Source organism: Clostridioides sp. ES-S-0054-01, from assembly GCA_021561035.1.
Lineage (GTDB): Bacteria > Bacillota > Clostridia > Peptostreptococcales > Peptostreptococcaceae > Clostridioides.
This window is the reverse complement of sequence record CP067346.1, coordinates 732142-744024: the sequence shown is the minus strand read 5'-3', so window position 1 is coordinate 744024 and position 11883 is coordinate 732142. Positions and strand designations below refer to the sequence as shown.

The window sequence follows — 11883 nt, the reverse complement described above, 5'->3', positions numbered from 1 at the left end:
TTAAGCTAATGCGTTAACCAATTCTTTTATAGTTTCTATTGATTTTGGATGACGAAGTATAACTGCATTTGAACCACCTACTAAAACACTTGCTGCAGTTGAAACTTCCATTGCTATAGTTCTTTCTTCTGGACAACCCCAATCTGGCTCATCTTCTATTGGAGCTATAGCTTCCTTAACATGACCTACTTCAAAAGCTACTGGTGTTATGATAGGCATTTGTAATGTCTTATCATTTTGACCAAATGCTGCAAGTCTAATTCTATCCATAGTAGATGCAACATACTCATATCCATAACCAACTGCTGAACATCCAACATTCATAACTATATTTTCACCTTTAACGCCTAATTGAGTTAACAGTACGTTTAATTGTTTAGCTAGGTTTATATCAACAGAAGATTCAGCCCCTACTTTATGTGCATAAGCCATACCAGCTGATGCTCCTACTCCCTTGTAGTTATCTTCTACTGCTGACATAAATAAGCAGTTGTGTCCATCCAATGTTTGAGCTAATTTTTCAAACAATTTACCATCTTTTTCATGATTTCCTGAACCAGCTACAACTAAAGGTAATTTTATTGCTTCAATTACTGCCTTAGCTACATCAGCACATTCATCAACTGACTTATCTAATCCATTTGGGTCAGAACCATCAAATTTTAAACAAATAAAGTCTGCTTGTGTATTAGCTTCAACATATTTAGCCCATTCTACTGGACAGTTAGCTACATCTTTGTATAACTCCTTATATGAATCAGTCCAGCTTTCAGGATAAATGTCTGATATTTGTATACCTATTTTTGGAGAATTACCTACTTCTCCATCAAAACTATAAAAAGGTAATACATTTTCCCCACCTAATTTAATTGCTTTTTCCCCTATTCCTACTTCAACTTCTGATATTTTTCCAGAATATTTTTGAGTAGACATTTTAAATGCCATATTTTTTTCCCCCTTAAGCCTATTTTAATTCTAATTTAGCAAAAATTTCTTTCATAGCCACTTTAGATTTTGAATCTTCAGGTAAATTAACTAAAGGAATACCTGTAGAATCATATTCATATATCAATTCATCCATAGGTACGACACCGATTAGCTCTAGATTATGCTTTTCAATTTCTTCTTTAACACCATCATTCATAATCCCATTTGGAACTTTGTTTACAATTAAAAGTATTCTTCCAACATTTAATTTTAGTTCCTCAGCTAAATCTCTTATTCTAGCAACAGCTTGTATGCTACGTCTTGAGCAATCACTAACCAATAAAAGTGTATCGACATGTCTAGTGACTTTTCTACTTAGATGTTCCATACCAGCTTCGTTGTCCATGACCAAATATTTGTAATGACCAGATATTTTATTTACTTGTTCTCTAAGTATCCCATTTACAAAACAGTAACATCCTTCACCTTCTGATCTACCCATTACTAATAAGTCGTATCCTTCACCTTCTTCAATTATAGAATTTAATCTAAATTGTAGATATTGTGCTTTTGTCATACCACCAGGGAATGCATTGCCTAACTTTTCTCTTTGATTTACTTCTTCTCTTATTTCTCCTATTGTTGCTTCAACTTCGATACCCAACACTTCATTTATGTTAGCATTAGCATCAGCATCTACAACTAATACTGGTCCCTTATTGTCCTTAACCAAATAATCAATCAAAAGCCCTGTGAGACTTGTTTTACCAGTTCCACCTTTTCCTGCAACAGCTATATTGTATCCCATTTTAAGACTTCCCCCTTAAATCTAGCCACAGAGCCTTATGTACTCTGTCTGTTTATTATAATTTAGGTACAGAATGAACACATTCTCCATGTACATCATGAAGTGCTTCCATTAGTCCTTCAGATAAACTTGGATGTGGATGTATTGCATCCCCTACTTGTTCTACTGTTAATCCTAGATGAACAGCTAGTGACAACTCTGTCAATAAATCTGTAGCATGAGGTCCTACTACTGCTGCACCTATTATTTTATCTGTTTCTTTATCAGCTATAATCTTTACAAATCCTTGGAAATGTCCTATAGCCTGTGCTTTTCCAAGACCTCTAAAATCAAATTGACCTACGTTGTATTCTACACCTTCAACTTCAAGTTGCTTTTCAGTTTTACCAACACCAGCAACTTCAGGTTCAGTATAAACACATCTTGGAATTGCTCTGTAATCTACTACCTTAGTCTTACCTAAAGCATTTTCAACTGCTATGATACCTTCTTTAGAAGCAACATGTGCTAAGAAAGGAGTGTCTATTATATCGCCTATTGCGTATATACCTTCCACATTAGTTTCAAGATGCTCATTAACTACTACTTTTCCTCTTTCCATTTCAATTCCTATATCTTCTACTCCAGAATTATCAAGGTTAGGTCTTCTACCAACACATACTAGTGCATATTGTGCTTCTATAACCTTTCCATTAGAAAGAGTTGCAACAGCCTTACCATCAACTACTTCACAAGTTTGTACTCCAATCCCTGTGATAACTTTAATTTTATCTTTCTTAAATTGTCTAAGTAGTTGTTTAGCTACATCTTTGTCTTCATTTAATAGTATTTGGTCAACCATCTCAACTATAGTTACTTCTGTTCCTAAGGCTCTAAAGAACTGCCCTATCTCACAGCCTATAACTCCACCACCTACTATTAACATAGACTCAGGTATCTCTTCAAGTCCAAGAACTTCATCACTAGTTATTACTACTTTTCCATCATATGGGAACATTCTTGGTACAACTGGAACAGAACCATTTGCTAGTATTATCTTATCTGCTTTTATAGTTTCTACTGTTCCATCATCCTTAGTTACTTCTATAGTGTTTTTATCAATTAACTTTCCAAAACCATTAACTAAGTTTACTCCTCTTTTTTCAAATAAGAATTCTATACCACTTATTAATTGATTTACAACTTTGTTTTTTCTTTCCATTATGGCAGTGAAGTTTGGCTTAACTGTACCATCTATCTCTATACCAAAATCCTTTGCTTCTTTTACAGTATTCAATACACCTGAAGAAGCAAGAAGTGCTTTAGTTGGTATACATCCTGCATTTAAACAAGTTCCTCCAACTCTTCTTTTTTCAATAACTGTTACCTCTGCACCAAGCATAGAAGCTTTTATAGCTGCTACATATCCTCCTGGTCCACCACCTACTACTACTATCTTCATCCTTAATTCCCCCAAACCTTATATAATCTACAATCTTGCAATACTATAAACCTGCGGCATCCAGTATAGCAGGTATATTTTCTTCTGCCCCAATTGCCATTATATGAACACCATCACATAAATCCTCTTCTTTTAATTGTTTGATAAGTTCTCCTGCCATTTTTATTCCTTCACTTACCCAGTTTTCTTTTCCAACTGCTCTTAATCTTTCGATTTGTTCATCTGGAACAAATATCCCTGGTACATTTGCTGTCATAAATTTAGCCATTCCTGGAGATTTCAAAGGTACTATTCCTGCTAATACCTTACAATCCATATCCCTTGTTAATTCTCTAAACTTTCTCATTGTATTTATGTCATAAAGTGCTTGTGTTTGGAAAAATTTAGCCCCTGCTTTCATTTTCTTTTGCATTTTTAATAATTGAACTTCGATTGGAGAATATTCTGGAGTTACTGATGCTCCTAGATAAAAATCTGGAGAACCTTTTAATTTATTACCAGCCATGTCCGTACCTGCCATTAAAGTCTCAGCAGTTTGAAGTATCCCCACAGAATCTAAATCAAACACGCCCTTAGCCTGTGGATGGTCTCCTACACTAGTATGGTCTCCTGTTAATGCCAACAGGTTGTTTATTCCGAATACACCTGCTGACAACATTTCTCCTTGTATAGCTATCCTATTTCTATCTCTCCCTGTTATTTGGATAACTGGTTCTAATCCAACATCTTTTAGTAATTTACATGTAGCAAGAGAAGTTGCTCTCATAACTGCCGATTGAAAGTCTGTTACATTTGCTGCGTGAACTCTTCCAACCAATGGCTTTGCACATTCTATTAAATGTGAAAGGTCAGTCCCTTTTGGAGGAGCCATCTCAGTAGTAACTGCAAATTTTCCACTTTCTAATGTTTCTCTTAATAAGCTCATCTCTAATCCCCCTTTTAACCTTCTAAAAAAAACTTTTATGAATTTGCTGCTGCTTCTTTCTTTTTCTTTGCACTTAAACTTCTTGGATTATTTTGCTTAGAATAGTCTTTTGGTGGTCTTATTTCTGCTAAGTTATCTAATTGTCCTATAGCTTCTAGTCTTTCATATATTTTTATCCAAGCACAATCATTCTCTGCGTTTACTTCACACTTACCATTTTTAGCTCCACCACAAGCTCCATTCATAAGACCTTTAGCACACATAGTTACTGGACATATCCCACCTGTCCAACCAAGTTCACAGTCTCCACAAGCTTTACAAGCTTCTTCATATTCTCCAACCCTTTGTACTTCCCCTATGAACAAAGTGTTGTTAGCTGGGTAAACTGGCTTATCTTTTAGGTTCTTAACTATTGTCTGCGTACCATCTCCACATGCCAAAGATAAAACTGCATCAGCTTCCTTAGTTTCTTCTTTTAGAGCCTTTAAATCCTTTTTAGACTTTAAAAGGTTACAAGCAGGGTCAAGCATTACATATCCTAAGATTTTTTTGCCTTCGCCTTCAAGAGTTTCCTTCATTTTTAAAACTTCTTCTTCCCCACCACTTTTACAAGTTGCTGCACATTGATTACAACCAACTAAAACTAGCTTGTCAAAATTCTTTAAGTACCCTAGCACTTCTTCTAATGGTTTATTTTCAGAAATTATCATATCTACTTCCCCCCTAAACCTTCCACATATATATATCTATTTATTGTTTTGTAATTTACAAGCCTTAACTACATGTTTTGCAAGTATAGATGTTGTAACTGAACCAACCCCCGCTGGAACTGGAGTTATCATTGATACTTTATCTAAAACTGCATTTGTATCAACATCTCCACATAAATTTCCTTCTTCATCAACATTTATACCAACGTCTATAACTACTGCCCCATCTTTAACAAAACTTTCATCAACCATCTTAGCTCTACCAATAGCTGCTATTAATACATCAGCCTCTGCAGCTACACCTGATAGGTTTTTAGTTTTTGAATGACATATTGTAACAGTTGCATGTTCGCTTAATAAAAGCATGGATACTGGCTTTCCAACTACCATTGATCTTCCAAGAACTGTTACTTTACTACCTTTTAAATCAACATTATAATGTTTTAATATTTCTACTACTGCTGTAGGAGTACATGGTGGGAATCCACTTTTATCACCTTCCATTACCTTAGCAGAGTTTATTGGACTGAAACAGTCTACGTCTTTTTCTGGTGCAATAACATATTTTATAACTTCTTCATTTAAGTGTTTTGGAAGCGGTCTAAAACATAATATACCATTAACATTTTTGTCATCATTAACTCTCTTTAATACATCAATATACTCCTCTTGAGTTATGTCTTCAGCTAACTCTAACACTTCTGTTGTTATACCGATGTTTTGACATCTTTTTAATGCTCCTCTTTCATAAGATAAATCATCACTTCTTGCCCCAACTCTAACTATTGTTAGTTTAGGATTTATACCTTCTTTAACTAGTAAATCGACCTCTTTTATTAATTCTTCACTAATCTTATCAGCTACAGGTTTTCCTTTTATAATTTGTCCTTTAGTTGACATTCCTTCCATATATCCACAACTCCCCTACAAGCAAACTTAAATTAATTTATTCTATATACCACATATTAATAACATAGTATCTACTTTCGTCATTAAAAATTATTTTCCAAGAGCTTTTTCAACTTTAGCATAAACTTCATCACAAATTTTTACGCCATCTTCAACTAATTTATCTACTTCTGTTTTTACTTTGTTAACATATTCTTTATCTTGTATAGAATTTATATTTATAACTACATTTAATTGTCCACCAAGTATAGCAGCTCTTAAACATTGAACTCCTACACCAACATCACTTATAGCAAGTCTTGAACCTTTATCAACTAAATCTTCATGTAACTTAATAGCTTCATAGCAAACTCTCACTATGTTTAATGGTACTTCACAAGCAACTTTAAGTGCTTTTTCCATTGTTTCTGCTTTTATCCTTTTTTCTTCTTCTGTTTCTTTAGGAAGCCCATAAGCTTTTGATAATGGCAAGAAACATTCTGCATCATCATCTATCATTTTTAATAAATCTTTTTCTAACTTTCCTGCCTTATTTAATATTTCTTTTACACTTTCTTCATATTCAGCATACTTCTTCTTTCCTATTGTAAGGTTACACACCATACTACCTAAAGCCATACCGATTGCACCAACTAGTGCGGCAGCCCCCCCGCCACCTGGCACAGCTTCTTTAGAAGATAGTACTTCTACAAAATCAACACAAGTTTTATCTGCTATTTTCATGATAATCCTCCTTGAAAGGATGTAGGAAAATATCTCAAATTATTCAATCTATTTTAAGATATTTCCTACTCTATTATTTATAAATTAATGTACTTAGAACAATCCAGATATTACTCCATTTTCATCAACATCTATTTTTTCTGCTGCTGGAACTTTTGGTAATCCTGGCATCTTCATGATTTCTCCAGTAAGTGCAACTATAAATCCAGCTCCTGCTGAAATTGTTGCTTGTCTTACAGTTATTCTAAATCCTGTTGGTCTACCTAATTTAGTTTGGTCATCAGTTAAAGAATACTGAGTCTTAGCCATACATACTGGAACCTTAGTAAATCCAAGTTTTTCTAAGTTAGCTATCTCTTTATCAGCTTCTGGAGTATAATCTACGCCATCTGCTCCATAAATCTTAGTAGCTATAGCATTTATCTTGTCTTTTATAGATAAATCATCTTCATAGCAGAATCTAAAGTTATTTTCTTCCTCATCTAATAATCTTAAAACTTCTTTAGCTACTGCAATTCCACCTTCTCCACCTTTTGCCCATACTTCAGAAAGAGCAACATTAACACCTAATTCTTTACACTTGTCTTCAACAAGTTTAAGTTCAGCTTCTGTGTCAAGTGGGAATCTGTTTATTGCAACAACTGCTGGTAAACCGTATACTTGAGTTATGTTTTCAACATGTTTTAATAAGTTTGGAAGTCCTTTTTCAAGAGCTTCTAGGTTTTCTTCATTTAAGTCTGCTTTAGCAACTCCACCATTGTATTTTAATGCTCTTACAGTAGCAACTATTATAACAGCATCTGGTTTTAAGTTAGCCATTCTACATTTTATATCTAAGAATTTCTCTGCTCCAAGGTCAGCACCGAAACCAGCCTCAGTTATTACATAATCTGCAAAGTGCATAGCCATTCTTGTAGCTATAACAGAATTACATCCATGAGCTATATTTGCGAATGGTCCACCATGTACAAATGATGGTGTTCCTTCAAGAGTTTGAACTAGGTTTGGTTTTAAAGCATCTTTTAATAATGCAGCCATAGCACCATTAGCTTTTAGTTGTCTAGCTGTTACAGGCTCACCTTCGTAGCTGTATCCAACTATTATATTTCCTAATCTTTCTTTTAAGTCAGATATGTCACTTGCCAAACAGAACGCTGCCATTATTTCAGAAGCAACAGTTATATCGAATCCATCTTGTCTAACCGCTCCATCACCTTTTTTACCCATACCATCAACGATATTTCTAAGTTGTCTATCGTTCATGTCTACACATCTTCTCCAAGTTATTTTCTTAGGGTCTATTCTAAGTGTATTTCCTTGATGAATATGATTATCAAGCATAGCAGCTAAAAGGTTATTAGCAGCTCCTATAGCATGGAAATCGCCTGTGAAGTGTAGGTTTATATCTTCCATAGGAACAACCTGTGCATATCCCCCACCAGCTGCTCCACCTTTAACACCAAATACCGGTCCTAGAGATGGTTCTCTTAAAGCAACTAATACGTTTTTGTCTAACTTAGCAAACGCATCAGCAACACCTATAGTAGTAGTAGTTTTTCCTTCGCCAGCTGGAGTTGGATTTATAGCTGTAGTTAGTATTAACTTAGCTTTTTTACCAGTCTCTCTCTTTAATAGATTGTAGTCAACTTTGGCTTTATACTTACCATACAGTTCTACATCATCCTCACCTAGTCCTAATTTTTTTGCAACCTCTCTAATATCTTGAGGTTTAGCTTCTTGAGCTATTTCAATGTCAGATTTAAATCCCATAACTGAATCTCCTCCCACAACCTAAATAGATTTAAAATATAATTTTTGTAAAAACTGTATTAATATGTAAAAATTATATTTTATAAGATAATTATACATGTAAAATTGCTTAAAAACTAGCTACTAAGCTATTAAAATATTCAAACTTAATAGCTAGTTATTTATCTAATTACTTATTTATTACCTATCTATTACCTACGTCTAACCTTTAACCAACTTAAAATCCCAAATCAAAAATTCTATATATTCTATTTATCTTTAAGTGACATTAATTTATCTTTTATTGCTTTAATTTGTGCTTTCGTTGTTTCACTAGAATCATATGGAGATTGATTAGCTCTATCAGAATCTATAACGTCTTGATTATAATAAATAAATCCTAAAGACTCTCCATCTTCTAAGTTTTGGATTATAAATTCTTCATCTTCCTTATTTCTAATTTTATTTCCTACTACAAATACTTTATTTACACCTATATCATGTCCAAGTTTTTTAACTTTTCTATAGGTTTGTAAACTTCTCTCTCCTGGCTCTACAACTACTATGAAAGCATCTACACCTTGGGCTGTACCTCTTCCTAAGTGTTCAATTCCCGCTTCCATATCCATAACCACTACATCTTTATTTTGTAGTATTAAATGTGAACAGAGTCTCTTTAAAAGAACATGTTCTGGACATACACATCCAGTACCACCAGAATCTACTGTTCCAAGTGTAAGCAATCTCACTCCATTGTATTCCTTACAGAAATTTTCAGGGATATCGTCTACTTTTGGATTCATCTTGAACATCTTTCCAAATGAGCCTACAGAAGCAGCGGTTCTATCTGAAACTAATTTTTTCATTTCTGATATAGGTACTATTGATTCATATACTTCTTTTGGAAAACCTAGTGCTAAAGCTAAATTAGCATCAGGGTCGGCATCAACAGCAACAACTCTGTATCCGTCTTCAGCAAACATCCTAGAGAGCATTGAAGAAAAAGTCGTTTTACCTACTCCACCTTTACCTGTTATTGCTATCTTCATAATCCCTACCACCTTTATTACTATTTGCTTTTTATGTAGTTAAATTTATAGCTAAGTATTTTTTTATACACTAAAAATAAACTACAGCTAGTCCTTACAGGAACCGATTAGATTTACCCTACTAGCTTTTCAAAGCAGCATGTATAGTTTTATTATTCTTCATTATTTTTATTATTCTTCATTATATTGTTGTATTTTATTTAGTTGTAATTTAGTTATATTGTTGTATTTTATTTAGTTTAAAATTGTCTTTATTTTTAATTTATTTCTTTTAATATTGTTTATATTTTATTCATTCTGTATATTCAATTTATTTTGACATTTTTTCTTCAACGCCTAACCTTACTCAATTATATTTGACTTTCTTAAATCATAAAATCGTTTTTTCTATATCTTTGCCAGTCCTTAAGCTTCTGCCTTCTCTGCCATTTTTTCTTCAACTAATGCTTCAAAGTGAACACGTTTCTTCTCTATATCTTCTATTATTGTAGCTGCTAACTCTTTTGGATTTGTATTTACAGTAAATGCTGCTCCAACTTTGTCTCTTAATCCACTAGTTAATATCTCTACTGCTTTTGAAGAACCAGGTATTGGAGGCATTATTCCTAGATAAGTGTCTATACCAGAAGCTACAACATAACAGCCTATAGCTACTGCCTTTTCTGACATCCACTCTGGAGCTACACCTACAACTGGAAGGTCACACATATCCATATCTAAATACTTAGCTGCTGCTCCAACTAAATCTAATATACGGCTTATATCAACGCAAGAACCCATATGTAGTACTGGTGGGATTCCTACTAATTTACAGACAGTTGCAAGACCTTTACCTGCATATTTTTCAGCTGCGTCAGCTTCCATTAGACCAAACTTAGCTGCTGCTGAAGCACCACATCCTGTAGTAACTACTATTATGTCGTTTTTGATTAATTCTTTCATTATTGTTACGTGAGCCTCATTTGAAACTCCTTTAGCATTGTTACATCCAACTACACCAGCTGCTCCTCTTAGTACTCCAGATTTTAGACAGTCTGTTAATGGCTTAACTGTTCCTGCTGGGTCTATATGAGAGTTTACAACTCTGTCTAATTGATTTACTATTGCATCTACACTATACCCAACTGTTGCCCCTGATTTTAATTCAGGTATAAGTACTTTTGATTTATCTCTATTTTTAAAGTTTAAGATAGCTTCTTTAACTATTGCTTTAGCATCTTGAAGAGCTTGTTCTTCTCTAAATTCGATATAAGTTGAGCCTGTTATCTTAGCTTTTGGAGAAGTTGTTACAAATTTAGTATGGTAACAATCTGCTACTCTAGCTAGTGCAGGGAATATACATTGAACGTCAACTATTACAGCTTCAACTGCTCCAGTTACTATTGCAAGTTCTTGTTGATGGAAGTCCCCTGCTATTTTTACACCATGTCTCATTGTAATCTCATTACCCGTACAGCACATACCTGCTAAGTTTATTCCATCTGCTCCAACTTCTTTAGCTAAAGCTACTAAATCTGGTTCTTCTGATGCTAAAACTATCATTTCTGATAATGATGGCTCATGTCCATGTAATATTATATTAACTTTATTTTCATCTAATACTGCTAAGTTAGCTTCTGTTCTTCTTGGCACTGGAGTTCCAAATAAGATATCGCTTAGACGAGTACCTATCATAGAGCCAGCCCATCCATCAGCCATAGAAGTTCTAAGACTCATGTGTATTAAACTGTCTATATCAGCAGTACATCCTATATGAGTAGAGTGCATTATTGTTGCAATCTCTCTATCTATTGCTCTTGGCTCTATACCATATTCTTTCCAAATTTTTTGTCTTGGCTCTGGTGCATTTTTTATAAATCTTGATACCCCAAAAGGTTTTCCAAATTCCATCAATGCAATTTCTGCCACTTCATGTGCTACATCATAGATATCTCTGCCTTCTGTCTCTACATCCCATTCTTTAGCTAAAGTAATTAACTTAGCTTCGTCTCTTATTTTATAGTTTCCATTTGGATCAGCTAATGCTAATGTATGTGCGATATCTCTAGCATGGTCTGAATGGGCAGCTGTCCCACCAGCAACCATTCTTGCAAAGTTTCTACCTACTATAGTATGCTCATCTGCTCCACATAGTCCTCTTGGAGTCTTAGGGCTTATTCTACATGGTCCCATTCCACATATTCTACAGCAAACACCTTGAAGACCAAAACCACATTGTGCCTTAAAGCCCTCTTTTCTATCATACATTGTTTCTACGCCTTCTTCTCTAGCTTTAGCTATCATCTTCTGGCTGTTTAAATCAATTGTTAACATTTTTTCATCCATATTCCTATCCCCTTTTTTTGATTTTTAAAATCCCCCAGGTGACTGACTTCATGTCATAAAATAAAATAAATGCTTTCTAAGTTGATTATATACTAATTTTTAGCACTTTGCTTTAGATTTAAATATTTTTTTAACAAAATTAGATAATACATAAAAATTTTATTTTTTACACCTAATTTAAGTTAATTTTACTGCTCATTTTTGGCTATTTGTTAATATCTAAACCTACTTTTTTTATGCTTCAGTTTAATTAAATTATGTTTTGATTTTTTTAAATCAAATTTGAAATTTTTCTAGTCATTTTTATGTTGTTACAG

10 protein-coding genes are annotated in these 11883 nt (G+C 33.9%); all 10 read right to left on the bottom strand.

The window, feature by feature from the left end; translation table 11 throughout:
- The 10 genes from JJC02_03785 to cooS all read right to left on the bottom strand — a co-directional run bounded on the left by JJC02_03785 (position 1) and on the right by cooS (position 11566).
- Entirely contained in the window at positions 1 to 945 is a 945-nt protein-coding gene (locus JJC02_03785; protein UDN55313.1) for an acetyl-CoA decarbonylase/synthase complex subunit delta, read from the bottom strand.
- Between the two features lie 19 nt (positions 946 to 964).
- The gene (locus tag JJC02_03780; GenBank protein UDN55312.1) at positions 965 to 1735 is read right to left on the bottom strand and encodes an AAA family ATPase; all 771 of its coding nucleotides are present in this window, start codon (positions 1733 to 1735) and stop codon (positions 965 to 967) included.
- A 55-nt stretch (positions 1736 to 1790) separates the two neighbouring features.
- Positions 1791 to 3176 carry a dihydrolipoyl dehydrogenase gene (lpdA, locus tag JJC02_03775; GenBank protein ID UDN55311.1) on the bottom strand — a complete coding sequence of 462 codons (1386 nt, stop codon included), beginning with the start codon at positions 3174 to 3176 and terminating at the stop codon, positions 1791 to 1793.
- A 43-nt stretch (positions 3177 to 3219) separates the two neighbouring features.
- On the bottom strand, positions 3220 to 4101 hold the full coding sequence (locus JJC02_03770; protein ID UDN55310.1) for a methylenetetrahydrofolate reductase: 882 nt from the start codon (positions 4099 to 4101) through the stop codon (positions 3220 to 3222).
- Positions 4102 to 4136: 35 nt separating this feature from the next.
- Positions 4137 to 4811 (bottom strand): methylenetetrahydrofolate reductase C-terminal domain-containing protein, encoded by a 675-nt coding sequence (locus JJC02_03765; GenBank protein UDN55309.1) that lies wholly within the window; start codon positions 4809 to 4811, stop codon positions 4137 to 4139.
- Positions 4812 to 4847: 36 nt separating this feature from the next.
- On the bottom strand, positions 4848 to 5720 hold the full coding sequence (locus JJC02_03760) for a bifunctional 5,10-methylene-tetrahydrofolate dehydrogenase/5,10-methylene-tetrahydrofolate cyclohydrolase (protein ID UDN55308.1): 873 nt from the start codon (positions 5718 to 5720) through the stop codon (positions 4848 to 4850).
- 90 nt (positions 5721 to 5810) lie between these two features.
- The gene (locus JJC02_03755; protein ID UDN55307.1) at positions 5811 to 6443 is read right to left on the bottom strand and encodes a cyclodeaminase/cyclohydrolase family protein; all 633 of its coding nucleotides are present in this window, start codon (positions 6441 to 6443) and stop codon (positions 5811 to 5813) included.
- 93 nt (positions 6444 to 6536) lie between these two features.
- Positions 6537 to 8213: a formate--tetrahydrofolate ligase gene (locus JJC02_03750; GenBank protein UDN55306.1), complete on the bottom strand. Its 1677-nt coding sequence runs from the start codon at positions 8211 to 8213 to the stop codon at positions 6537 to 6539.
- Positions 8214 to 8461: 248 nt separating this feature from the next.
- Entirely contained in the window at positions 8462 to 9241 is a 780-nt protein-coding gene (locus JJC02_03745; protein ID UDN55305.1) for an AAA family ATPase, read from the bottom strand.
- A 405-nt stretch (positions 9242 to 9646) separates the two neighbouring features.
- Complete coding sequence (gene cooS, locus JJC02_03740; protein ID UDN55304.1) at positions 9647 to 11566, bottom strand: anaerobic carbon-monoxide dehydrogenase catalytic subunit; 1920 nt, start codon at positions 11564 to 11566, stop codon at positions 9647 to 9649.
- Between the last annotated feature and the right edge of the window lie 317 nt (positions 11567 to 11883).

Coding starts and splice junctions, on each gene's coding strand:
- JJC02_03760 (UDN55308.1), bottom strand. CDS start 5,720: ATGGAAGGAATGTCAACTAAAGGACAAATTATAAAAGGAAAACCTGTA.
- JJC02_03780 (UDN55312.1), bottom strand. CDS start 1,735: ATGGGATACAATATAGCTGTTGCAGGAAAAGGTGGAACTGGTAAAACA.
- JJC02_03785 (UDN55313.1), bottom strand. CDS start 945: ATGGCATTTAAAATGTCTACTCAAAAATATTCTGGAAAAATATCAGAA.
- JJC02_03755 (UDN55307.1), bottom strand. CDS start 6,443: ATGAAAATAGCAGATAAAACTTGTGTTGATTTTGTAGAAGTACTATCT.
- JJC02_03750 (UDN55306.1), bottom strand. CDS start 8,213: ATGGGATTTAAATCTGACATTGAAATAGCTCAAGAAGCTAAACCTCAA.
- JJC02_03770 (UDN55310.1), bottom strand. CDS start 4,101: ATGAGCTTATTAAGAGAAACATTAGAAAGTGGAAAATTTGCAGTTACT.
- JJC02_03745 (UDN55305.1), bottom strand. CDS start 9,241: ATGAAGATAGCAATAACAGGTAAAGGTGGAGTAGGTAAAACGACTTTT.
- JJC02_03765 (UDN55309.1), bottom strand. CDS start 4,811: ATGATAATTTCTGAAAATAAACCATTAGAAGAAGTGCTAGGGTACTTA.
- cooS (UDN55304.1), bottom strand. CDS start 11,566: ATGGATGAAAAAATGTTAACAATTGATTTAAACAGCCAGAAGATGATA.
- lpdA (UDN55311.1), bottom strand. CDS start 3,176: ATGAAGATAGTAGTAGTAGGTGGTGGACCAGGAGGATATGTAGCAGCT.